Raw genomic sequence first — 24,254 nt, 5'->3', positions numbered from 1 at the left:
TCTTCTTAATAACTAATTGCTATTGTACCTTCACCTGCATGAACTGCAAATGAAATTGGTAATGGATATAGTTTGAAATCCATTTCAGGGAATGCTTGTCTAATATCTGCAATCCATTCTTCAGCTCCATCTTTATCGTTAGCATGGAACATGTGAAGTACTTTTGGCAATTCTTTTTCAAGTTCATTTTTAATGTATTCTCGGCATTTTTGGATTTTACGTACTTTCTTTTCAAGTAAAAGCTCTCCACCTTTTACTTCTAATATTAAGTTGACACTTAATAAACTTCCAAGTAAAAATTGAACTCCCTTTACACGTCCACTTGCATAAAGGCCTTTTAAACTTTTCGGGAATACATGGAAAGGTCTTCTTTTTTCATCTACTAATGTTTTGTGTATATCTTGTAAAGTCATACCATCATTGTATAACGATTTCGCTTTTCTAATTAGTTCGTCCATTGGATAACTTGTTGTTTCACTATCTAATACCGTTAATGGGAAACCTGCCATTTCTGCAGCTAACTTCATGTTTTGATAGGTTCCACTTACTTTTCCGCTAATAGCAACTGCAAATCCTTCTTCATATTCTTCTTTGCATTTCGAAAATAACTCTACCATTTCCCCTATGTTAGGTTGTGATGTAGTGACAGTTTTACCTTCGTTTAAAGCATTATAAACGCGCTCACGCACACCTTCTTCACAATCTTTGTACGACACACCATCAATAATAACTTCAATTGGGATAACAAAGTTATCTCCTTCTGTTGTAAAACTCGCAGTTGTACTATCAGTAATCCAAGCAACACGCTTCATGTTGTTCCTCCCTTAATTCAATTCCTCTTTTCTAATTTTTCTATATATTTATGTTATGAAAAGAGAATATCCCTGTAATAGTAACAGGACTTTATTGTTTTGGCTATAGTAGATAGATGATAAATGTGAATATTTCTTGTCTTTTTCACAAATTAAAAAGAAAATCAAGAAATTTGCTTGATTTTCCTTTTATCTTACGTTATTTAAAAGTTTCATTATCTAAAATCACAACATAATCATTTGTTAATCGTCCGGCTTCTTTCGTATAACTAACAAGTCTTTGTACATTATCACAGCTAAGTTTTGCACCCCATACGAGTAATGGTACACCAATAAAGTCGATGTGAAACCTTCTAGAAAACAGACCGCCAAAAGTCATTGGTAAAGGTACTGTTGGTGATGTATTAGAAAAAATAATCTTTTCATGACTTTGATAATGTTTTTGCAGAATCTCTCCTAAATGCTTCATCGCAGGTACAACGATTTTTGATGCGCCGCATCCAATCGTATAAACCGGGTTACCATTTTCATCTACTCCATGAAAAATAATTTTCCCCATATCTTCAGTTTTCAATTTATTAAAGTAATCCACATTTAATATTTCTTCTTTTGTTAGCTTACGATCCATTGGTAATTTATTTAAATGATAAGCTGCTGCAAGTGCAGTTGAATGCGTTCCACCGAAATCCGTGTAAATGAATATCATATTATCATCCCTTGTTATAAAAGTTCAATGTTATTTAGTATTACCGTTCACAGCATTGATAAACAAGGGGTGAATGTATTTATACTTTTTTATTAATGTATTATTCATTTCCGATTATACTATTGTCTATTTATTATGTTACACCATGTAATAGCCATAAGCTTATTTATAAAAGTAAAAAGACGTACTTTTGACTCGTACGTCTTTTATCATCTTTATTCAAAATAAATGTATACTTTAACACGTATGAATTGTTAGTTAAAATACTTTTCAAAACAAAAACAATCATGCACTCGTTTAAATTGTTTTCTTATGTCTTCTTTATTTTCACCTGTATAATGAGCAAATGTTTGAATTGGATATAACTGATCTATATTACTTTTCATTACACCTTTTATCTCATCTGTATGATTGGAATATACATGTAAATATGAATCTACGTTTACAAATCCGTTCTTTTCATACCATCCATGTACCCATAGATTGTCCCTAGTCCATGCTTCTAGGCGATTTAGGTTACGTTCATTCGCTAACTTCTCCGCTTCCTTTAATAGCTGATTACCAATTTTCATTCTACGGAAATCCGGATGAACTGCAATATGCCAAATCATGCCGCCAAGACCAGTTCCTCTTGAACAAACTGTACGTTCTTCTAATTCATATTCAATATCTATTAAACCTACAATTTGATTTTCATATACAGCTACTAGTTCAATAGCCGGATGTTCATATCTTTCCTTTTCTCTAAATACATTATCGTAATAAGCTGTATCTAAAAAAGATAACACACGGCAACGTACCCAACCGGTTTCATCCTCTTTTCTATACGCTCTAATTTCTATATCCATATAATTAAAAACCTCCTTCTATTTCTATCATTAATTTTTCGGGTCCTGCTCCTTTATTTGACGGAATAACTAATGTAATCCCTAAGTCTGGATATACGGCCGAGCGAAAACTGACGCCTGGATCATATCCCATTACATGATATTTGAATATCTTGTTTTCTCTTATTTCAATCCATATTCCATAGCCGTAAGATTGATAACTATTTACTTGGATGTGAGGAGTTAAAAGTATTTTTGTATATTCTTGGCTTATGATTTCATAGTTAAATAACGCTTCCCAAAACTTCATCATGTCTGGCGCAGTAATAAAAGCTCCACCATCAGAACCACCTTTTATCGGAATAGAGTAAGCATTTGTTCTCCATGTCTGGCTAATTTCATCTTTTATATATCCGAGAGCTGTCTGCTTTGGTAATCTATCTAAAGAAAAATAGCCAGAATCATTCATACCAATTAGTTTAAATATATTTGTTTCTATATACTCCGTAAATTTAAGTCCTGTCTGTTCTTCGATTATTAACCCGAGTATGATAAAACCAGCATTGTTGTAGTGAAACTTACTTCCAGGCGCAAACATCATATCTCTGTTTTGAAATAATGGTAAAAAGTCTTTTAAATTTTTTAATAGATACATAGGAGTTTCTTTCCAAAGATCCTCAAAGTTATCCAAAATACTTTCATCAAAATAATCCGGGATACCCGAACTATGTGTCAGAAGGTGATGTATTGTAATATCTTCATTGAAATTTGAAAATTTAATACTTAAACAATCTTTTAACTTTGTATGAAAAGTAATTACACCTCTTTCAACAAGTTGACAAATGCCAATTGCTGTGAATATTTTACAGCCGGAGGCAATTCCAAACCTAGTTTGTAGCGTATTGTTTATACACTCATTTCGATTTGCATAACCAAACGCTTCTTCATAAACTATGCCCTTTTTTTCTTTCACTAAAATTACCCCAGAGAAATCTATATGACGATATGTTTCTTTTACAATGTTATCTATTTGATTTTTTGTTTCCATTACAAAAATCACCCTCGTTTATCAATTTTGTTCTCCTTTTTTATATTTCCATATATAGGAGGGATAACCCTCCTATTGAACATCGTAAGATTCAAATCAAAACTAAGAGAATTATTTCGAATGTATTGACTCAGAAGAATGCACTTTAGAATGTGATGGCAATAAAGTAAACACACACAAGATGATAGTAATCAATAACATTACTAAAGAACCTACAATAACCACAAGTTGTATAGAAATAAATTGAGTGGCAACTCCAAACAAAATCGTAATTAAAATGGTGATACCTGCAATAAATAATCCATATATGCTCCCAATCCGTCCCATTATATGGACAGGGACATTATTTTGATAAAAGGTATTAAACCCTGTATTTGCATATGCCATAGAGAAAGATAAAATAAAAAATCCGATAGCAGCTATTAAAAACTCATTTGAAAAAGCATAAATTATATAACCGATTGCAATGAATAATGATCCTATCCCAATTAACAATGAAGGTATTAGTTTTTTTGATAAAATTGTATTTGTAATTGCTCCTAAAATAAATCCAGCTCCAGCAATACTAACTAAAAAACCATATTCACTATCTGTTAACAATAAAACTTCTTTCGCAAATGACAATTCAAGTGAATCATTTGCGGCAGCTAACACCATCATCCCTTGAAATAAGAAGTACACGAAAACGATATACAAAGATTTTTTACTGAAATTTAAAACGATGGTCCAATCTTTTTTTAGTACAGCTAAAGACAACCTGTCATTTGATGTATGAATATCAGTTTTTTTATCAAGATTAGGTAGCAGCAATGTAATTACTCCTGATAAAAGAAATGCTATAGCATTCATATATATAGCAAACTCTGATGTACTTGCTATTAACAATGCTCCCGCTATCGATGGACCAATTACAGAGGCACCAGACCCTATTAAACTACGCAATGAGTTGAAACGTTGTCTTTGTTCAACTGGTATTAATTTCGTCATATACGTCATCGCAGTTGGCTCATAAATTGCATTTGCCATACTAATAAAGAATACAAATATATAAACGATCCAAAGTGATGGAAGTAATGGTAAAATAGCGATACATACCGCGCGATATATATCGAGGTGAATCATTAATTTCCGTTTATTTAAGCGATCAATCATACTTCCTGACCAAGCGTTTGTAAATAGAGTAGCTAATGGTTTAATTACATATAAAGTAGCAACAGCTAAGGCTGAGCCACCCATATGATAGACAAGTACATTCAGTGCTATTAAGTAAATCCATGCCCCTAAATTTGCAATACCAACCCCGGACAGTAGTAATAAAGGATATTTCCAATCTTTAAGTACGTTTTTCATTTTAGGCCCCCGCTTTCCAAAGTGTTTTAAACCAATAAAAAAATCCCACCCCCAAGACTTTTAGTCTTAGGGACGAGATTTATCATCGCGGTGCCACCCTAGTTTGTTAATATGTCACCATATTAACCTTATCTGGTACTGCATTCTAATTCATGCTTATACCATAGCTCTATAACGGGAGCTCCCGTCACACCACCCCCTAATTATAGGTTCCGATGCGCTGCTCAGAGGCTTGGTTCAATAAAGAATTTTTACTCCTTTTCAGCTAAATGGAGCTCTCTGTGAAAAATTCATTTTATTTACTCTTCTCTTCACTGCATTTGATTTTTTCCATATTATCACAGAAATATTTAACTGTAAATAAAAAATAATCAGAAATTTAATAACTTCTGTTAATTCTTTTATTTATTATTTTTTCTAAAAATTACGGTGCGTGAAATTACTTAAACCTATAAAATAAAGAGCCTATTGTATATAGACCCTTCACTTTGTCCGAATTAATTTGTATTCGCCTCTACTAACGGTTGTAAAGGTGGTTCTAAGTTCAGTTCTAATGCATCGCCTTCTTGTATATCTTGTCCCTTTTCAATACTTTGACTCGTTACATAGCCCGTACCTGTAGTTTTTAAATCTAATTTTAATAGCTTAGAGAAATACATAACATCACGCATGGACCACCCTTGTAAATTGGGCATTGTTCCGTTGTTTCCTAATAAAAATATACGATCACCTTCACTCATTACTTCACCAGACTGCGGATATTGTTTTTTTATTTTTCCTTCTCCTAAAATTATCGGCTGGAGTTTCTCTTTTTTCACCTTATTCTCTACCGTATCTATTGATTGATTCACATAGTTTTGCACTTTTAATTGGGATTTTTTCGTTGCATCGGCCATTTGTTGTTCTGTATATGGTTTCACCTTTAAATATTCAAGGCTATTTTTCACAACTGGTTTAAATATTTCAGCGAGTGGCTGAGCTCCATATTCATCTCCCTTTAACTTTGGCTGCTTAATAGCTAAGTATACAATTAACTCTGGGTCATCAATTGGAGCCATACCTAAAAATGAAAAAATATAATTTTCTTTCCCTTCCATATATCGTCCATTTTCAGGATTCGGAATTTGAGCTGTTCCTGTCTTACCTCCTATTGGGTAACCATCCACTTTATACATTGTACCAGTACCTTTTGAAGACGTAATAACACGTTCCATTAAGTCTCTTACCTTGTCCGCTGTCTCTTTTTTTATCGGATTCCCAATTTCTTTCGGTTGATTTTCCATAATAACTTGCTTATTTGTTGGATTTACAACTTTGTCAACGATATATGGTTGCATCATTTTCCCGTCATTTGCTATAGCCGTAGCAGCTTGGATTAATTGAATTGGAGTTACTGTAGAACCTTGTCCGAAAGAAGTTGTTACTTGTTGAATTTGTGTATTTAATAGTAAAGTATTTTTACTTTCACCAGGTAAATCTATTCCCGTTTTTTGGTTAAAACCAAATTTATTCATATATTGCTTAAATTTATTTGGTTTTAATAACTGATCTTCTAAAATAGAAAAAGCTACGTTTGATGACCTTTCAAAACCTTCATCAAATGTAATAGATCCCCATCCAAATCCACCATTATGATCTTTTATATCCGCTGAACCTACTGAATACTTGCCGGATTGAAAATATTCTTTCCCGTTATATACCCCTTCATTAATTGCTGCAGCTAACGTAAATACTTTCATTGTTGAACCTGGTTCATATGCATTGGCGATTGGATCATTTAAAAAGTATTCAATATCCCCTTTATTAGGGTTAAAACTAGGTTTACTAGACATGGCTAACACTTTCCCCGTCTTTGGATCCGCTATGATACCTAATAACATAGAAGGATCATAGTGATCTTGCGCCTTGTTCATCGCTTCTTCTAAAAAACTATTAATTTGTTTATCAAGCGTAAGATATACGTTATTTCCATGTTTAGCAGGTTCTATTTTTCCTATATCATTTGTAAGCGGGATACCTCCTCGTCCTCCCACATACTCTATATTCCCATTTGTCGAGCGCAAATATTTATCCAAACTTTTTTCAAGCCCAAATTTCCCTTCTGTATTTCCTTTATCGTCTGGTCTAGCAAAACCAAGTATATAAGATGCAAAATCTTCATTTGGATACACTCTTGCTTTCTCAGGCATAAAAGAAACACCTGGGATTTTCAATTTTTTTATTTGTTCTTTCTTTTCCCTAGACAAATTCCGGCCAACTTTTCCGATTTCAACTTGCGTACGCCCCTCATGGAAATTTTTTAATACGTCCTCTTTATCAATTTCAAGCGCATCAGCTAACTGCGCTGCGGTTTCATCTTTATTTTTCAATTTGCCATTACCTTTCAAATTCACAACAACACGATACGTTGTTGAATCTTGAACGAGCACTTTTCCAGTTTGATCATAAATCGTGCCACGATTCGCTTCCAAAACACCATTTTTATTATGTTGTTCATTTGCTAAATCCTTTACATTCACATTATGCACGACTCCTACTGCTTGAATATAGAAAAAACGCAAAAGCATAATAAGAAACAAAACAATAAAAGCAATCATAAAATACCGCGCGCCTTTATTCGTTTGAAGTTTATGCATATTTCGCTCCTTTCTTTTTATTGATACATGCAAGGATGTGCTTCAAAATATGTAATTTTTACTTTCAATACTATATGTTTCGAAGTTTTCGTATGAATTCCTTTAAAACAATGTGAAACTAGTTATAGTTATTGTCAGTTTATTTAAATACTTAAAATACAGTACGTGAAATTTAAGAATATTCATTCTTTTTCTGCATAAAACTCAAATTGTTATTGCAAGTAATCTATTCACTTGTATACAACAAAAAATCCTCCTCTGAATTTCCAAAGGGGGATTTTTTCCTAAGCTATAAAAGGCTAGTTATGAAATTTAAGCTACATGGTTATATTTCTCTAAAAAACGAATTCGTTTCGCTACGAATGCATACATTTTGAAAACAAGTTTTGCTATTGGTTCAAAAATACGTTTTTTCTGCAATAATAAACAGCTTGTTAAAATCGTTATGACAGCCGCACCCATTACATCTAAAGGAAAATGAACACCTACATACAAACGTGATATACAAACTAATACTGCCCACAAAAGTGCGATATATCTTAACTTTTCTCCTCTAAGAATAAACATGAATGCAATCGATAATACAAGTACAGAATGATCACTAACAAAGGATGAGTTTTCTGCGTGGGGTACTAATTGATTCACATCATATGATACAAAAGGACGTGGATGATAGTATACTAAATGAATAAAAACATTTACTAGCAATGCAATTATTACTGAAAGTGTCGTATACAACACTGTATATTGTTTTCTTATCGCATTCTCTTTCTTTCCGTTATGAAACCATAAGATAAGCATGAATAGAATAGCCACATATGCAGCACTATTTGTAATAGCAATCATTACCTTATCTAAGAGTACAGATGTACCTGCTAAATTGTTTATCCATTGAAATACTGCGTAATTCACATTACTCTCTCCTTATAATTTCTTATTTCACTTGAAATTAAGATACAAGTTTACTTGATTTACACAGTATACAACATTTACACACATTTAGATTTTCACTTTATTCATGTTACTATTTTTCATTTGACAATTATGTAACTATTTACACGCATTAAAAATATATATGATGGAAAAACCTTTAAAATCATATAACCCACTAACTAAAAGTGTATATATTACATAACATATACATATAAAAACATAGGTTATTAAATCATATTTTTATTCCATACGTAGAGCGATATTACCGAACTGTTCTCCCTGCTCCATACGTCTTAACGCTTGAATCGCTTCTTCCAACGAATAAACTTTATCCATAATTGGTTTGATCTTATATTTCTCTATAAACTTAATCATTTCATTAAATTCTTCACTGCTACCCATAGATGTCCCCATAATATCGATTTGATTATAAAATAACGCTCGTAAAGGTAATTCAATTTTATCTCCGGAGCTTGCACCAAAATTAACAATTCTCCCATTTGGTTTTAATACATCAAAGTATTTTAAGAATGTTGCTGGACCTATACTATCGATTATTAAATCTACTTTTTCTCCGCATAAACTCTCTTCCCAATTTCCGGAACTATTAAAAGAAAAATCTACGCCATATGTTTCGGCAAACTTTCTTTTGTTCTCTACCCTTGAAGTAACACTTACTTTTGCGCCAATTGCTTTCGCAAATAACATGGCAAATGTCGCTACACCGCCGCCTATCCCCGGAATTAAAACATGTTCTCCACACTTCAATCTACCCTTTGTAAAAAGCGCTCTATATGCAGTCAGTGCCGATAAAGCCAAAACGCCAGACTCTTCCCAAGTAAGATATGACGGTTTTCCTACTACATTTTCAGCGGGCACTATTACATATTCAGCAAACGTTCCATCTTTTGGTCCCCCTAACACCTCTGGTAATTCTGGTACTTCGGCAATATTCTCCCATCCAATACTAGGATTAATAATAACCTCGGCTTGTAATAAATCAGCTGAAACACCTTCTCCTATTTCTGTAACAATACCTGCACCATCTGACCCTATTACTAACGGTAGATCCATTTCTTTTCTATTGTTTATAATAAATAAATCCCTATGATTTAATCCTGCTGCTTTTAACTTTACTTTTACTTCACCGGCATTAGGATTTGTTTCAGATAAAAATTTATATTCTAACCCCTCTACCCCTTTTTTATATTGATGTACAATTGCTTTCATTGCTTCATTCCCCCTTAATATTTTCAATGTACTAGAAATATCGAAATAAATAAACTAATCTGTCTCCAATAATTAGATGTATATCGTTATGACAAAAGAAAAAATCCCTCCCTATAAATAACGTAGGAAGGGATTTTTTAAATTTTTTCAGATAAAAATCTGTAATGTTAATTCTTTTGAGTTTTAGCTAATTCTAATATCTTTTGAATAAATGGTGCTTTTACATTTGTATAAGAAACACGATCAAAAGGATATGTAGCTGCAAGTCTCTCTTTTAGTTCTCTATATTCTTTACGTGCCCATTCATGCTTTATTAGAAAGTCTCGAAATAAAAGATTGTTTTTCCATTCGTCACTATTATAAATATAGACATGTAAATGATGAGTACCCGCTCTCCATTTTCCCTTTCTAAAAAAACGCCAATTAGGTGTTTCTTTTGGAATATACTTATATCCAATTTTTAACAAATCTTCAATCCACTTTTTGATAATTTGCAAATCTGTTACGCCAATCATCATATCAATTAAAGGTTTCGTTCCTAACCCTTGTACAGATGTGCTCCCTATATGTTCAATAGCAATACAATCTTCCCCGAATAAAGAAATAAATTTCTCTTTTTCTATTAAATACTCTTCGTGCCACTCTTTTTCATATGGTTTAATAACGATTTGTTGTTCCATTTTATCCACCTTTTTATAATTATTTATTATTATATTTATATAAATTTCATGTGATTCACATAGGATTTTTACAAAATGTGTCGAATACTGAAATATATAACTTAATTATAATAAATGCGAGGTATAATATGAAAGATATTCCAGTTGAAATTCAGTTGAATCAAGTTACATTCCAGTTAAAAGAACATCATAATTTTGATTGGCTATTGAAATTAGGAACCGTATTTGCGGTTTTTGACCAACAAGATTCAGGTAATATAAGCTTTGGTGTAGAAAAAAATGGGCATAAGAAATTCATTAAATACGCAGGAGCACAAACAATTGCATACGAAGGAACAATAAACGACGCTATTGAACGTTTGAAAAATTCAGTTTTCCTATACGGAGAATTAAAACACAACTCGCTTATAAAACTAATTGAACACTTTCCAGTTCAATCTGGATATGTATTAATTTTCGATTGGTTTGATGGTGAATGTCTTCATTCGCACTGGAGTTTCCCGCCTCCTGAAAAATATAAAAATCCAAACTCTCCATTTTATAAATTTAAACATTTACCTGTTAGAAAACGAGTTCAATCCTTAAATTCCATTTTTTCTTTCCATACATATGTCGAAAAGAAAAACTATGTAGCGATAGATTTTTATGATGGTAGTATTATGTATAATTTTAATACAAATGAAACAAAAATTTGTGATATTGATTTATATTCTAAAAAACCATACGTAAATAAAATGGGAAGATTATGGGGTTCCTCACGTTTTATGTCTCCTGAAGAATTCGAGCTAAACGCTATAATTGATTCGAGAACAAATGTATTTAATATGGGGGCAATGGCTTTCGCGATTTTAGGTGGTGGAAAAGATCGCTCCTTTACAAAATGGGAAGCAAGTAGGGATTTATATGAAATAGCGTATCGCGCTGTAAATGAAAACCGAACCGAACGATATGCATCAGTTGAAGAATTTTATGAAGAGTGGGTAAACGTGTAAAATACTAAAAAGATATAAATCTATATTATTCAAACAAATATATAGTTTATACTATTATCATGATAATATATATGAAAAGGAAATTAAAAATAACGAGGCAAATATTATGAACTTTGTGTATATCAATCAACACGTGTTAAATAATCTTTTATACATTTTAAGTAGTATATTTATTTTTTATTTTATATATGATAGCGGGCGCTATGTGAAGAAATATAAAAAACTACTTATTATACTTTGTACAAGTATCCCTCTTATTTTATGTATGCGCTATCCTATCTATATGGATGAAAATTGTATTCATGATTTAAGACAAATACCGGTTATAGTAGGTACGCTTTATGGTGGCTTCCCTGTCGGTATAACATTGTTTGCTATTTTATTAATTACAAGATTTTCATTTTATGGATTTAGTATGTTAACAATAGTAGTGTATGGAACAATGTTTATCATTACAGCATTCGCATCCGCAAAATTTAATACGTATAATAGAAAAATTAAAGTAGCTTATGCAATGTTTTTAACATTTTTCTTAGCAATATTTACAACTGTAATTGTATTAACTTTATCAGATTTTGAAGTGAATAATTTGTACATCATTTATTTCATAATATTACCAACCGTTTTAATGTTGTTTGTAGTTTATTTTAATGAAGTTTTAAAAGATGCAGTATGCATGCGATCGAAGTTAATTAAAATGGAAAAAATGGAGATTGTTAGCCAACTCGCTGCTAGTATATCGCACGAAGTAAGAAATCCCTTAACTGTTGTAAAAGGATTTACACAACTTTTAAAAACACCAAATTTAACTCCAGAATCAAGAGACGAGTATATTAAGCATATACTGGAAGAATTACATCACGCCCAAGGAATTATTGATGATTATTTAACGTTTGCCAAACCTGCTTCAGAAAAATTAGATGAGATTTCAGTAGAACAAGAATTAAATCGAGTTATTAATATGATCTTACCTTTATGTAATATGAATACGATCCATATTACAAAAGATTTCTCTACGGCAACAATAGTTGGTAATAAACAGCACTTTCAGCAATGTTTTTTAAACTTATTAAAAAATGGTATTGAAGCAATGCCTAATGGCGGTACTTTAAATATCTCCTCTTCTATTAGTAATAATAAAGTTATCATACGAATTGAAGATAGCGGAATTGGTATGTCACAAGAGCAAATAAATCGATTTGGCGAACCGTATTTTAGTACAAAAACGAAAGGTACAGGTTTAGGTACAATGGTTGCTGTTAAGATCATTGAAACGATGCAAGGTAATTTGAAAATCCGAAGCGTTATAAATAAAGGTACTACTTTGACAATTACATTTCCGAAATGTAATACAAACGCATCTAACAATAAATAAAAAAGGAGCAATTATGCTCCTTTTTTATTTGTTTCGATACATAAGTATCTTCTATGTTTTTTAGTTTTACATTTGTGGAGACTAATTAAAAATTAGTAACCTCCGCCCCAGCAGCTGCATCCAACGATAATTAATAAAATAAATAACACAACTAATAAAGCGAAACCTCCACCAAAACCACAAGAACCACCGTAACTCATATTTTCTCCTCCTTTTGGTTTGAAAACTAATAGGTAGTTGATCATTTTAACTGGTTCGTATTATACATTATGTAAATATCCCTTTTTTGAGCATGTCTATATAAAAATAAGTAAAAGCACTCATTTGAGAGTGCTTTAAAATGGATACCAAAAATTTTGAAATACATGTAACTTTACATATACTGCAGCAATTAAAATAAAAACACCTACAAATAAAGCAATGAAATCCTGGCTTTTCGCTTTATTTGTATAGAACCACGTACGTGTATCCTTCTTTCCAAACCCTCTTAAATCCATTGCGTTTGAAACTGTATCGATTCTCTCTAAAGAATGAATAATTAAAGGCCAGAAAATTAAGACACGGTTTTGCATGCGAATCCATAAACTTGCTTCTCCTTTTTCAAAAGCTACTCCTCTCGCCTCTTGGGCATGTTTAATAACTTTATATTCGGACTGAATATCAGGTATATAACGTAATGCAATATTTATCGCATAAGTAATTTTATAATGAATTCGAAATTTACTTATGCTACTCACAAATTTGCTTGGATCAGTCGTATAAATAAAAATAAGTGTAAATGGTAATAACGTAAAATACTTTAACGAAAGTGTAGCTGCATAAAATAATGTTTCGTATGTAATTGTTGCATATCCAATATACATAAATGAAGTATACGATCCAATTAATTCAGATCCATGGGTTGGTGTAATAAATAAGATCATGACAGAATTTAATAAACTAAATGTAAATATAACAGTAAAAACAATAAAAATTTTACGAAATGGAATTTTAGCAACTACAAGTCCGATACACCCAATGAAAAATAAAAATAACAATACGCGAAAATCAAAAAATAAAAAAGTAAGTGTCATACAAAAAATAAATAATAACAATTTCACTGCTCCGTCCATGCGATGAAAATATGTACTATACACCTTCCTCCCTCCTAATAACATCAAAATAAAGTTCCATAAATCTTTCAGGATTTGCAATACCACTAAATTTAACGAGTTTAAATAAAGAACTCTCCTTTAAGTTCGCTCTTTTTAATGTTTCTGGATGCCCTAATACAGTAGACGCGGTATGATTCGCAATAATTTCCCCTTCATGTAGAACTATTGCTCTGTCCGCATATTCTAATGCGAGATTCATATCGTGTGTGATGAAAATAAAAGACATTCCCTTTGCAGCTAGTTTTCTAATAAACGTCATAAATTGTTTATAATGATAATAATCTTGTCCCGCTGTCGGTTCATCTAATATGATAAGTTTTGGATTTGTTGTTAGTACAGATGCAATCGTTAATCTCTTTTTTTGCCCATAACTTAATGCCTGAATTGGCCAATTTCGAAATGGAAACAAGCCACAAATTTTTAATGTTTCCTCTGCTCTAAGCTTAATTTCTTCCTTCGAAAATTTTTTTAATTGTAATGAAAATGAAATCTCTTCCATTACAGTAGCTTGTGTAATCATATGATTTGGATTTTGCATCACATAAGATATAACTTCACCGCGTTTACGAATAGACCAAGAATTGATATTTACTCCATCAATTAAAATCCTATCATTTTTTGTTTTATTTATCCCTATAAGACTATGAGCTAATGTTGATTTTCCAGCTCCATTATGGCCTAGAAGTGCTACTATTTCCCCTTTATATAGAGAGAAATTTATATTGTCTAATACTTTTTGTTTATTAGGATATGAGAATGACAAATCCTCTACTTTCAATAATTCTTTTTTTGTAGGAGTATCTTTACAAAAAGTTTGCTTCTCCATCCACTCATTTATTACTCCACTAACATTTTCCCTTTGAAGATTTTCAAGTGGGTATATTACGTCATTATTACTATCAAATTGCAATCTCTTTAATCCTTCTATGTACATAGGTTCTCTTAATCCGATTGAGGGTAATATATTTGACGCTAAAATCTCATCTGGTGTCCCTATCGCAACAATTTCCCCTTCATCAATTAAAATGATCTTATCTAAATCCAGATTTAACATTTCTTCTATTCGATGTTCAATAATTACAATTGTTTTATTATATTGCTTATGTATATTTTTAATAAGTTCAATTGTATGTAAGCTGCTAGCTGGATCTAAATTTGCTAACGGTTCATCGAACAATAATATAGGAGCATTTGTTGTTAACAAACCCGCTAAAGAAACAGTTTGTTTTTGCCCTCCTGATAATTCATGAGGACTTTGTTTATGAAAAGTATGCATCCCTACCTTTTTTAATGACTCCGAGACAATCTTTTTCATTTCATCCTGATTTACACATTCATTTTCTAAATAAAAGGCTACATCTTCTTCTACTGTAAGACCAATAAATTGTGCATCTTGATCTTGCAAAATTGTGCCTACATGTTTACTTAATTCAAAAACACTCTTTTTCCTCGGGTCTTTTCCAGCAATTAAAATATTACCAGTACTAGTCCCTTCATAAGAAAACGGGATTAGCCCATTGATACAATGAGCTAACGTTGATTTTCCTGAACCACTTCGTCCAGCAATTAGCACTTTTTCCCCGGGATATATATGAAATGTAACGTTTTTAACAGTAGGCTGCGCCGCATGCTTATATTGAAAGCTGAATTGTTCAAAAGAAATAATTGGTTGCATGTTAACATCCCTACTTTTCAATTTTTAATTGTGTATGTTTCTTATTCGATTTAGCTAGGCCTATTGTAATTGGCAATCCAAGAACTAAAAATACGATAACATCAGCAATTGTTGCACCTAATACTTGTATTACAATTTTGTCAAACGGTTCTCCCATGACAATAATATCGAATGCACCCGCAAATATAATAGCAATGACGATACCAATTAACCCAGTAATAGCTAAATAAGAAATATCGCCTTTATTATACGTCCCGTTTTTCACACTAAATCCGACTCTTTTTTGAATGAGTCCCATTGCAAAGCCGATAATGCCGGAACTAAAAACCCAGCCCCACCAAATACCCCAGCCAGCGATTGTGTCTGTTACGGTATGACCGATAAGTCCTATTAACAGTCCTGCCACTGGGCCAAATAACGCTCCAAAAATGGTTAAAATAGCTAACGCAGGTTTAATAAATGTATTTGGTGCAATAGAAAAGCCCCAAAGTCCTAATATCCCGTACAATGCTGCTCCAATTCCGATTGCTACTACTAACTTTGTTGATAATTTGTTCATTACAATTCTCCTCTCATATGAGTCAACTTTTATTACTCTATATTTATTTTGAAAATGAATTATGCATCGACACCCCCTTTCTATACAACAAAAAATGACCTCTTACATAAGAGGTCATTTTCTTTCACGTTCAAGAATCCTCTTATCTTTCAAAAAACACATCGTGTCCTCTGCGGAATTAGCACCTTCCTATACATTTACATAGGGGTTGCTGAGGTTTCATAGGGCCGTTCCCTCCACCTCTCTGGATAAGTATTAATTTGTAATTCGTATTATGGCATTAAGAAGTATAAATTTCAATACTTTTCTAATTATTTTTATTTTTTGTTCAACAGTACATTTAAATCATTGTATTCTTATCGGAATTATGGAATAATACATTTAACATAGTTACGGGAGGAATGTACGATGAAAGTAATCGGTTTAATTGGCGGACTAAGTTGGGAATCTACATCATTATATTATAAACATATTAATACACTTACACTCTCTCAATATGATCAAAATGCAAAGCTTGTTTTATATAGCATGGACTTTGGTGAAGTAACTACTTTATTACAAAATCATCAATATGAAGAAGTGAAAAATGCATTAGTCACAGTTGCAAAAAAGGTTGAAAAATCTGGAGCTGAATGTTTATTAATGTGTTCTAATACTGTCCATTTATTTGCTGAAGAAGTAGAAAATGCAATATCCATTCCACTTCTTCACATCGGTGATGTAAGTGCTAAAGAAATGGTAGAACAGAATATAAAGCGTATCGGATTATTGGGTACGAAACAAACGATGGAACAAGACTTCTATAAATCACGTCTAGCACACTATAACATTGAGACAATCATTCCAAATGAAGAGGAAAGAAATTTTATCCATCATGTTATTTTAAATGAATTAAGTAAAGGAATTATTTCAGAAACATCCAAAGAAAAACTATTACAAATTACAAAATCATTAATTCAAAATGGCGCAGAAGGTATACTGCTAGGTTGCACCGAAATACCGTTGCTCATTTCCCAAAACGACCTTACTGTTCCTGTTTTTGATACCGCTTTTTTACATGCAAATACTGCTGTGCAGTTTGCGGGATAATCATATAAAAGCATAAAGGTGCCGCCTCTATGCTTTTATATTACACACACTATTTATTTAAAAGAGATGTAATCACTGTGATTGCTTCATTCGAACCACCACAATCTAAAAAACTATCTTTCAGTTTTCGTATTCCATGCTTATACTTTTCATTTGAAAGAACATCGGTTACCGCTTCTTTTAACGTTTGCACATTAACATTCTCTTTCAATAACCGATGCGCTGCTTCAAGCTCAGTTAATCTTTGTGCTATCATTGGCTGGTCTTTATCGTGTGGAATGATGACAAATGGGACATTAAAATAAATAGCGTCGTGTACACTGTTCATGCCGCCATGTGTAATAAAAACATCTGCTTCATTTAATATTTCTGATTGAGGTACGTATGAAGTAATTATAAAATTGTTTGGCGCTTCCTTAATTTTAGAACGGTCATTTCTATCACCAATTGCCATTACAACTACCCCTTTAAAATCTGAGAAAGTATCAATACACATATTAAAGAATGATTCAAGTCCTTCAAGCAGCGTCCCCATTGAAATATAAATAACTTTCTTACCTTTAAGCAATTCAAGTGGAAACTCTACATTTGTTTTACGCTTTGAAATACTTGGTCCAATAAAAATGTTATTTTCTCCAAACAAATCGCTATTAGGTTGGAAGTAACGACTTGTGTACACAAGAGTAATATCTCCCTTGTTATGCATAAATTGAAGATTGTTTTTAGGCTTTACTCCAAATTCATGTTCCATTTGATATAGTAACTGTTCAGAAATTTCATCAGGTTGGAATGGTATTTCTGCATTAGGATGAAAAGGTAAAGTCTCCAAAAATTCAGTAGGAATTAAAAATATAGGAGAAGAAACTATGCCTGGAATTTGTAAATACTCCTTTACTAACTCTCCAGCACCAAATATATCATACATTACGAAATCAAAATGTATGCTGTCACATAATTGTTTCGTAATTTCTAATATATATAAAGAAGTTTGAACATGTACATGAAAGAAAGAGTTCAGTCCATATGAAGTTTCAGTATCAATAGAAATATCCTTTAATAAATCTGGATGGGTATATACAGTAGCTCCCAAATCTTCAATTCTGCCTTTAAAGTGTTCTGTTGTAATATAGTGTACGTGATCCCCCCGTTCAGTAAAGGATTTGACTAAACTTAATGTAGGATTTACATGTCCCTCTGCTGGAAAATTAATCATTAAAATATTTAGCACTTCTTTCTCACTCCTTACATTTCAACGCTCTTAATAATCATACTGTAATGATTACCGTCATCCTTCCCCTAATAGTCCTAATATACTTGCTACTTTAGATTGATAAATAATTATCAGTTATTTAATTAAAAAAAGCATCTACATAAGTAGATGCCAAACCGTGATAAGGAGTGTTCTGTGAGGTTAGAATAAGCTTTTCAGCTTGTCCTATGCTATCAATATATGATTTATTTTATAAAACGTGAACAATTGATAGAATGATTTTACCTTTCTATCACCCATTTTGAATCTATCCCTAAATTAAATGACTCTAGTTTCTATATTATTTCATATGTTTTAACCTTCTTGAGAGCTATCTATTTGTGAATTTTCTCCAGTCAATCTCTTGTTTTTCAATTCAAAATAAGCATCTAAAACTTCTTTTCCAATATCAGAGTTAATACCAGATTTATCATTCATAACCCACGGCACAACTACAGAGAATGCTACTTCTGGATTATCATATGGCGCATACCCTGCTAACGTTAAGTTATAACATTTTCTTCTTTCACCCTTTTCATTTCTTCCGATATCACTTTCTCCACCGTAAACTGTCTGTGCTGTCCCTGTTTTACCTGCTGGTTTATAAGAGGCTTTTTGGAACGCCCTTACTCCTGTTCCATCACCTTCTTGGAATACCCTTCTAAATCCTTCTTTTACTTGATTTATATATTCCTCTTTCATATCTATTTTATTTAGAACGATTGGCTCTACTGCATGTACCACTTTACCAATCTCATCTTTTTGCGACGTTTGCTCTCTTACCTCTTGAACAATTTGTGGCTTCATTCGATATCCACCGTTTGAGATTGTTGAAATATACTGTACGAGCTGGAGTGGTGTATATGTGTCATACTGGCCAATTGAGTAGTCTAATAAAAACCCAGGTTGATTATCTTTTTTACCAATTTGTCCAGCTGTTTCATTCGGTAAATCGATACCCGTTGGAACACCTAATCCGAATTGTCTGAAATAGTACCTCATTTTATTAAAGTATTCCTGTTTAATATTTAATGAACTATTTTTCACATAATCCACACCTGCAATTTTTAATGCTGTATGAAACATATAAACGTTTGAAGAGACTTGTAACGCTCTTAAATCATCAATGTTTCCAAACTCTTTCCAAGATTTCTTCTCCCTAGTACCTTTAAACTTCATAGGTGTATCATAAAAATAAGTACCTGGTGTTATAGCTTTCGTTTCAAATCCAGTTAAAACGGTGGCACCTTTAACTGTTGATCCCAGCTCATATGAACTAGTCATTGTACCTAATGCATAGTCTTCAATTTCTGTTTTCCCGTCTTTTTCTACAAGTCTTTTCCCAGCCATTGATAATACTTGTCCGTTTTTCGGATTCATCATTACAACGAAAGCACGGTCCAACATGGATTCTGATCCTTTATATGCTTTTAATATTTTTTCTATACTTTCTTCTACTTTTTTCTGTAATTCCATATCTATTGTTAAAGTTAAGTTCTTACCGCTCTTTCCCTCCGAAATTGTTTCCGTTCTAATTGTAGTACCTTGTTTATCTGCAACGCTTCTTACTTCTTTTTTTGTACCATGAAGTACATCTTCATATTGCTGCTCGATATAACTTTTTCCAACCCTATCATTTCGGCTATAATCACGTACTAAGTAATAATCTAATCGTTCACTTGGTAATCCTTCATCAGAATTAGAAACATTTCCAAGAACGGATCGGAATAATCCATCATTCACATACACTCTCTCCCAATCAACCGACACGTCTACACCTGGGAGATTTGCTAAACCTTCACTAATTATAGTAAATTCCTTTTCACTAACGTCTTTTTTAATAATTTGTGGAGCCATTTGATAACCAGAAGTCATTTTACTTTTAATAGCTAACACTTTTATATCTTTATCTGTTAAATCCTGAAGATTTTTATCTGTAACTCGTTTTCTTTTTAACTCTTCAATTTTTTTATCTAAATTTTTTCCGGTAATATCTTTATCTCTGAACTTATTTATTTCTTTTTTAGATACTAATTTTTCAGTTAGTTTCGGATTTAATTGCATCCAAAAATCTTTCTTATCCGTCTCAGTTAGCTTGTCTATATCTTCTTGTGGTATTTCAATTATGTCTGCAAGTTGTCTTGCTGTTTTTAATATTTCTTCTGATTTTACACCTTTCATCTTTGTATATGTAATTGTACGTAAAGACTTATTATCAACTACTGGATTCCCTTCTCGGTCAAATATTTTTCCTCGCGGCACAGAAAGGCTTACGGTTGCATTTTCTCTCTTCTCCACTTCATTTTTATACGTCTCACCATCGATAATTTGTACTTTACCTAATTGTATAATCATGGCAGAAAACAATATAAATACACATAAGAATAAAATGTTTAACCGCATCGGTACTGCTCTACCGCTTTTTTTCTCTTGTTTTTTCACCTTGTCATAATCTCCTCCTTACTGTATTTCTATTAATAATTGAATCTATATATTAAAAGTAATGCACATTTTCTATACATTACTTTGCACAAATACTAATATATTGATAAAAACTTAATAGAAATTAAAGCAAATCTAAAGAAAAGGTAAAGTTTTCTAAATTAAATACAAAAATACCCAATAACCAAAAGCTTAGCTTTTGGTTATTGGGTATTTAATAATTTAAGAGTTAATAATTGGACGTATCGATTCAAATCTATCATCATAATTTGATAAAGGCTTTTTACTCTGAAATTTTGGCAAATAAATCGTTACTGTTGTTCCGACGCCAACCTCACTCATAATACTTATATTCCCTTGATGACTTTCAATAATTTTATAACTTAACATCAATCCAATACCGGTACCTTTTTCTTTCGTACTATAAAAAGGTTCACCTAATCTTTTAATTCGTTCTTCAGGTATTCCTATTCCTTTATCAATTACACTAATAATGATACCATCTTTGCCTATTTCTTTTATGTGAATTGAAATTCTCCCACCATCTGGCATAGCTTCGATTGAATTTTGCAAAATGTTAATAAATACTTGTTTCAGTTGATTTTCTGAGCATTCAATGATTATATCTTTAGAATCTGTATATAATTCAACTTGAATATTTGTCATAATTGCTTTTGTATTTATTAACGAAACGACATTTTTAAATATTTGATAAAGATTTTTCTTTTCCGTGCTTAGTTCATCTGTTTTAGCAATCGACAAAAATTCTTGAAGAATCGCTTCTATTCTTTCAATTTCAGAAAGCATTAGATCAAAATATTTTTCTTGATCTTCTTTATTAATTTGAAATAGCTGTATAAAGCCTTTAATGACTGTTAATGGATTCCTAACTTCATGAGCAACACCAGCTGCTAATTGACCAATTGCTGCAAGTGTATCTGATTTATTTAGCAATTCTTCTGTCTTTTTTCGCTCTGTAATATCACGTACAATAATCATAATTTTATCATGCAATAACGGTAAACATCTAGCTTCGAAGAAATCGATACTTTCATTAATTGTAAGTGGATATTCCACAATTACATTTGTCCCTTTTTCTTTCACTTGACAAATTGCTTCTTGAAATTTTTTTGCTACTGTAGATGGTAATACTTCGTAAAACTTTTTTCCCATAAAAGCTTCTGCGGGTACGTAAAATTTTGTAGGGGATCCTGCTTTATAATCAATAATTGTTCCATCATCTTCCGTTAAGAAACATAAATCTGGTAAAGCCTGAAAAATTAATTCTAATTCAGACGTTTGTTGTTTTAATTTCTCTTCTATTGCTTTTAAATGTGTAATATCCACACCAACAGCCCAATAACTAAATCCACTTACAGGAAACTGTTCTGATATATTGGACCACATTATCGTTTTAATTTCACCATTTTTACAAGTTAAACGCATTTCCCAGTCTCTAAAGTTCTTTCCACGAGTCAAAAATTTCTTTTGTATCTCGTGACGATAATCATGATCCGGATACAGTAATCGAAGTGCGTTTGGATTTCCAATTACCTCTTCCGCAGTATAGCCTGTCACAATTTCACATTCGCGATTCCACAAAACAAAATCTCCATTATAATCAAGTGCATCAACCATAACAGGCATGTTTTGTAAGATTGTATGTAGTTCCTCCTCTTTTCGAGTAAGTAACGTTGTATTTTTATTTTGAAATCCTTTCATTACTCCATCTATAATTAAATTTGAAAGCATTTCAAAGTATTTTTGGCAATTGAAAATTTCGCTTTTCTGAGACCATACAACAAAAGATCCTAAATATTGATTGTATAAAAAAATGGGGATTTCAATTTTGGGAAGTTTACATATTTTCTTTTCATTTATTCCAAATGAAAATATACATTCTTTTTCAGCATCAAGAAGTTGATGTGATATGTTGGTTAATTGATAAAATTGTTCTGCCATGGTTTCTATTGTACTCACATCAATAAGTTCCATTAGCCGCGCATTCATTCCTTTTTCACCTCAATATGTAAAATTCATACAAATTTTAAATTCATACTTCTCCATTATACGAAGAATGTGCCTGTAGGTATATAGCTGAAGAATAATTATTCGAACAAATTTTATTTTTCAATTAAAAACAAAAAATATATCCGTGCAAAATTGAAACTCTAATTAGTAAGTTTTTTCATCTCCGATTAATTATTAGCTGTGCCAATCATGATCTTTTATGTTGCACAAACTCTCCTTAGGTCCTTACATTTGTTAAGTTTTGTCATGAATTCATACGCATTAGTTGTATTATAAAAATGGATTAAATGTAAAGTTCATAAATTTTTCACAATTACTATGAAAAATATAAACATTTATTCCAATATATTCTATATAATAAAATGTAATAAGGCTTCTATGAATCTCATAGAATACCTTACCCCTAATAAAAAGAAAAAAAGAATCTATTTAGATTCTTTTTTTCTTTTTATATTACATTACATATTTATATAAAGCATGTGCAACACCATGTTCTTCATTAGTCAAAGTTTCATATTGACACATCGCTTTTATTTCTTCGACTGCGTTCCCCATTGCAATTGATAGGTTTGCTTTTTCCATCATGGATACATCGTTTAGCCCATCACCTATCGCTACAGTATTTTCAACTGGAATATTTAAATGTTCCGCTAAAGTATATAGTCCATTTCCTTTTTGAGCGTCTCGATGATTAATCTCTAAATTATGCCAATAGGAAGATGTAATTGCTAAATCCGTATTATGCAGAAACGTTTCTTTTAACTTTTTTAATTTTTCCATGTCATAAGAAAATGGTAAAAGCTTATGAACATGTATATCTGTTTCTACAATTGGTTTACAACTTTCTGCACTAAGAAATGCTGTATGTTCAAGGTATAATGCTGCGATCGTTTCCAACTCTTTCAAATCGATATTTTCATTTGAATTTTTCACATAATCGATTTCATTACGTACACTCTCTACTCCATATTCCGGTACGTACACACCTTTATTAGTATAAAGCTGATAATACAATCCATTTTCTTCAAGATAATTCACAATCTCGAGTGCCTGCATATTTTGAATTGGATATCTCTTCATCATTTTTTTATCATTATATATAAGCGCACCATTTTCGGCAATAATTGGACACTTCAAATTAACTTCTAACAACAATCGTTCAATATCGACAATAGAACGTCCTGTACAAATTGCTACAACATGGCCAGCTTCCTGACATTTTCGAATTGCTTCTGCATTCTCGTTACTAATCATTTTGTTCCCCGAAAGAAGAGTTCCATCTAAATCAATTGCGATTAATTTCATTATTTCTTCACCACTTTCTATATATACACGAGCTCAAATTAAATGAAAGGTATCGTTTTCATACTGATCTCGTAAAGTACTCCTTATTTATAATTTATGAAAAGCGTTTCAGGTCAAGAAATAATTATAAATAAAATCCAAAGCAAGAGCTTTGGATTTTA

At 31.9% G+C, this 24,254-nt stretch carries 20 protein-coding genes, 1 riboswitch and 1 other annotated feature; of the genes, 3 read left to right on the top strand and 17 right to left on the bottom strand.

Going from position 1 to position 24,254, the window contains the following annotated elements:
- Nucleotides 1–5: 5 nt before the first annotated feature.
- The 9 genes from MR070_RS08825 to MR070_RS08785 all read right to left on the bottom strand — a co-directional run bounded on the left by MR070_RS08825 (nucleotide 6) and on the right by MR070_RS08785 (nucleotide 10,222).
- Nucleotides 6–812: a DegV family protein gene (locus tag MR070_RS08825; RefSeq protein WP_000831945.1), complete on the bottom strand. Its 807-nt coding sequence runs from the start codon at nucleotides 810–812 to the stop codon at nucleotides 6–8.
- 199 nt (nucleotides 813–1,011) lie between these two features.
- Nucleotides 1,012–1,518 (bottom strand): DUF3189 family protein, encoded by a 507-nt coding sequence (locus MR070_RS08820; protein ID WP_000576323.1) that lies wholly within the window; start codon nucleotides 1,516–1,518, stop codon nucleotides 1,012–1,014.
- A gap of 254 nt (nucleotides 1,519–1,772) precedes the next feature.
- Nucleotides 1,773–2,366, bottom strand: coding sequence for a GNAT family N-acetyltransferase (locus MR070_RS08815; RefSeq protein WP_242261086.1), 594 nt, complete (start codon nucleotides 2,364–2,366; stop codon nucleotides 1,773–1,775).
- A 4-nt stretch (nucleotides 2,367–2,370) separates the two neighbouring features.
- On the bottom strand, nucleotides 2,371–3,393 hold the full coding sequence (locus MR070_RS08810) for a serine hydrolase domain-containing protein (protein WP_242261085.1): 1,023 nt from the start codon (nucleotides 3,391–3,393) through the stop codon (nucleotides 2,371–2,373).
- A gap of 111 nt (nucleotides 3,394–3,504) precedes the next feature.
- Nucleotides 3,505–4,743 carry an MFS transporter gene (locus tag MR070_RS08805; protein ID WP_242261084.1) on the bottom strand — a complete coding sequence of 413 codons (1,239 nt, stop codon included), beginning with the start codon at nucleotides 4,741–4,743 and terminating at the stop codon, nucleotides 3,505–3,507.
- A 65-nt stretch (nucleotides 4,744–4,808) separates the two neighbouring features.
- Nucleotides 4,809–5,067 (bottom strand) — a binding site (T-box leader).
- 173 nt (nucleotides 5,068–5,240) lie between these two features.
- The gene (locus MR070_RS08800; protein WP_242261083.1) at nucleotides 5,241–7,379 is read right to left on the bottom strand and encodes a penicillin-binding protein; all 2,139 of its coding nucleotides are present in this window, start codon (nucleotides 7,377–7,379) and stop codon (nucleotides 5,241–5,243) included.
- Nucleotides 7,380–7,691: 312 nt separating this feature from the next.
- Nucleotides 7,692–8,291 (bottom strand): undecaprenyl-diphosphatase, encoded by a 600-nt coding sequence (locus tag MR070_RS08795; protein ID WP_001104979.1) that lies wholly within the window; start codon nucleotides 8,289–8,291, stop codon nucleotides 7,692–7,694.
- Between the two features lie 261 nt (nucleotides 8,292–8,552).
- On the bottom strand, nucleotides 8,553–9,542 hold the full coding sequence (locus MR070_RS08790; protein WP_242261082.1) for a zinc-binding dehydrogenase: 990 nt from the start codon (nucleotides 9,540–9,542) through the stop codon (nucleotides 8,553–8,555).
- A gap of 167 nt (nucleotides 9,543–9,709) precedes the next feature.
- Entirely contained in the window at nucleotides 9,710–10,222 is a 513-nt protein-coding gene (locus tag MR070_RS08785) for a GrpB family protein (RefSeq protein ID WP_242261081.1), read from the bottom strand.
- Between the two features lie 128 nt (nucleotides 10,223–10,350).
- Between MR070_RS08785 and MR070_RS08780 the strand changes: the two genes are divergently transcribed.
- Both MR070_RS08780 and MR070_RS08775 read left to right on the top strand, forming a co-directional pair.
- Entirely contained in the window at nucleotides 10,351–11,214 is an 864-nt protein-coding gene (locus MR070_RS08780) for a protein kinase family protein (protein WP_242261080.1), read from the top strand.
- Between the two features lie 106 nt (nucleotides 11,215–11,320).
- Nucleotides 11,321–12,589 (top strand): sensor histidine kinase, encoded by a 1,269-nt coding sequence (locus MR070_RS08775; protein WP_001012267.1) that lies wholly within the window; start codon nucleotides 11,321–11,323, stop codon nucleotides 12,587–12,589.
- Nucleotides 12,590–12,681: 92 nt separating this feature from the next.
- On the opposite strand, the gene MR070_RS08770 is transcribed toward MR070_RS08775, so the two are convergent.
- The 4 genes from MR070_RS08770 to MR070_RS08755 all read right to left on the bottom strand — a co-directional run bounded on the left by MR070_RS08770 (nucleotide 12,682) and on the right by MR070_RS08755 (nucleotide 15,977).
- Entirely contained in the window at nucleotides 12,682–12,789 is a 108-nt protein-coding gene (locus MR070_RS08770; protein ID WP_000120182.1) for a YjcZ family sporulation protein, read from the bottom strand.
- Between the two features lie 135 nt (nucleotides 12,790–12,924).
- Nucleotides 12,925–13,725 carry an energy-coupling factor transporter transmembrane component T family protein gene (locus tag MR070_RS08765; protein WP_242261079.1) on the bottom strand — a complete coding sequence of 267 codons (801 nt, stop codon included), beginning with the start codon at nucleotides 13,723–13,725 and terminating at the stop codon, nucleotides 12,925–12,927.
- Nucleotides 13,718–15,418 carry an ABC transporter ATP-binding protein gene (locus MR070_RS08760; protein ID WP_242261078.1) on the bottom strand — a complete coding sequence of 567 codons (1,701 nt, stop codon included), beginning with the start codon at nucleotides 15,416–15,418 and terminating at the stop codon, nucleotides 13,718–13,720. The genes MR070_RS08765 and MR070_RS08760 overlap by 8 nt, the downstream gene beginning before the upstream one ends.
- 10 nt (nucleotides 15,419–15,428) lie before the next feature.
- Nucleotides 15,429–15,977 (bottom strand): ECF-type riboflavin transporter substrate-binding protein, encoded by a 549-nt coding sequence (locus MR070_RS08755; protein ID WP_242261077.1) that lies wholly within the window; start codon nucleotides 15,975–15,977, stop codon nucleotides 15,429–15,431.
- A gap of 139 nt (nucleotides 15,978–16,116) precedes the next feature.
- Nucleotides 16,117–16,232, bottom strand: a riboswitch (SAM riboswitch).
- A 153-nt stretch (nucleotides 16,233–16,385) separates the two neighbouring features.
- Here MR070_RS08755 and MR070_RS08750 point away from each other — a divergent pair.
- Nucleotides 16,386–17,066, top strand: coding sequence for an aspartate/glutamate racemase family protein (locus MR070_RS08750; RefSeq protein WP_242261076.1), 681 nt, complete (start codon nucleotides 16,386–16,388; stop codon nucleotides 17,064–17,066).
- A gap of 49 nt (nucleotides 17,067–17,115) precedes the next feature.
- On the opposite strand, the gene MR070_RS08745 is transcribed toward MR070_RS08750, so the two are convergent.
- The 4 genes from MR070_RS08745 to MR070_RS08730 form a co-directional block, all read right to left on the bottom strand.
- Complete coding sequence (locus MR070_RS08745) at nucleotides 17,116–18,294, bottom strand: macrolide family glycosyltransferase (RefSeq protein ID WP_242261075.1); 1,179 nt, start codon at nucleotides 18,292–18,294, stop codon at nucleotides 17,116–17,118.
- Nucleotides 18,295–18,630: 336 nt separating this feature from the next.
- On the bottom strand, nucleotides 18,631–20,757 hold the full coding sequence (locus MR070_RS08740; RefSeq protein WP_242261074.1) for a peptidoglycan D,D-transpeptidase FtsI family protein: 2,127 nt from the start codon (nucleotides 20,755–20,757) through the stop codon (nucleotides 18,631–18,633).
- A gap of 222 nt (nucleotides 20,758–20,979) precedes the next feature.
- Nucleotides 20,980–22,767: a PAS domain-containing sensor histidine kinase gene (locus MR070_RS08735; RefSeq protein WP_242261073.1), complete on the bottom strand. Its 1,788-nt coding sequence runs from the start codon at nucleotides 22,765–22,767 to the stop codon at nucleotides 20,980–20,982.
- A gap of 474 nt (nucleotides 22,768–23,241) precedes the next feature.
- Nucleotides 23,242–24,093, bottom strand: a complete 852-nt coding sequence (locus MR070_RS08730; RefSeq protein WP_242261072.1) for a Cof-type HAD-IIB family hydrolase — start codon at nucleotides 24,091–24,093, stop codon at nucleotides 23,242–23,244.
- Between the last annotated feature and the right edge of the window lie 161 nt (nucleotides 24,094–24,254).

Origin of the sequence: Bacillus cereus group sp. BfR-BA-01453 (genome assembly GCF_022662915.1) — a bacterium.
Classification (GTDB): Bacteria; Bacillota; Bacilli; order Bacillales; family Bacillaceae_G; genus Bacillus_A; species Bacillus_A paranthracis.
The sequence above is the reverse complement of the archived record's forward strand: the minus strand, read 5'-3'. Positions and strand labels throughout refer to the sequence as shown.

Bases quoted from the DNA above. Each gene is read 5' to 3' on its own strand.
- MR070_RS08825 (WP_000831945.1), bottom strand. From the start codon at position 812: ATGAAGCGTGTTGCTTGGATTACTGATAGTACAACTGCGAGTTTTACA.
- MR070_RS08820 (WP_000576323.1), bottom strand. From the start codon at position 1,518: ATGATATTCATTTACACGGATTTCGGTGGAACGCATTCAACTGCACTT.
- MR070_RS08815 (WP_242261086.1), bottom strand. From the start codon at position 2,366: ATGGATATAGAAATTAGAGCGTATAGAAAAGAGGATGAAACCGGTTGG.
- MR070_RS08810 (WP_242261085.1), bottom strand. From the start codon at position 3,393: ATGGAAACAAAAAATCAAATAGATAACATTGTAAAAGAAACATATCGT.
- MR070_RS08805 (WP_242261084.1), bottom strand. From the start codon at position 4,743: ATGAAAAACGTACTTAAAGATTGGAAATATCCTTTATTACTACTGTCC.
- MR070_RS08800 (WP_242261083.1), bottom strand. From the start codon at position 7,379: ATGCATAAACTTCAAACGAATAAAGGCGCGCGGTATTTTATGATTGCT.
- MR070_RS08790 (WP_242261082.1), bottom strand. From the start codon at position 9,542: ATGAAAGCAATTGTACATCAATATAAAAAAGGGGTAGAGGGGTTAGAA.
- MR070_RS08785 (WP_242261081.1), bottom strand. From the start codon at position 10,222: ATGGAACAACAAATCGTTATTAAACCATATGAAAAAGAGTGGCACGAA.
- MR070_RS08780 (WP_242261080.1), top strand. From the start codon at position 10,351: ATGAAAGATATTCCAGTTGAAATTCAGTTGAATCAAGTTACATTCCAG.
- MR070_RS08775 (WP_001012267.1), top strand. From the start codon at position 11,321: ATGAACTTTGTGTATATCAATCAACACGTGTTAAATAATCTTTTATAC.
- MR070_RS08770 (WP_000120182.1), bottom strand. From the start codon at position 12,789: ATGAGTTACGGTGGTTCTTGTGGTTTTGGTGGAGGTTTCGCTTTATTA.
- MR070_RS08760 (WP_242261078.1), bottom strand. From the start codon at position 15,418: ATGCAACCAATTATTTCTTTTGAACAATTCAGCTTTCAATATAAGCAT.
- MR070_RS08755 (WP_242261077.1), bottom strand. From the start codon at position 15,977: ATGAACAAATTATCAACAAAGTTAGTAGTAGCAATCGGAATTGGAGCA.
- MR070_RS08750 (WP_242261076.1), top strand. From the start codon at position 16,386: ATGAAAGTAATCGGTTTAATTGGCGGACTAAGTTGGGAATCTACATCA.
- MR070_RS08735 (WP_242261073.1), bottom strand. From the start codon at position 22,767: ATGAATGCGCGGCTAATGGAACTTATTGATGTGAGTACAATAGAAACC.
- MR070_RS08730 (WP_242261072.1), bottom strand. From the start codon at position 24,093: ATGAAATTAATCGCAATTGATTTAGATGGAACTCTTCTTTCGGGGAAC.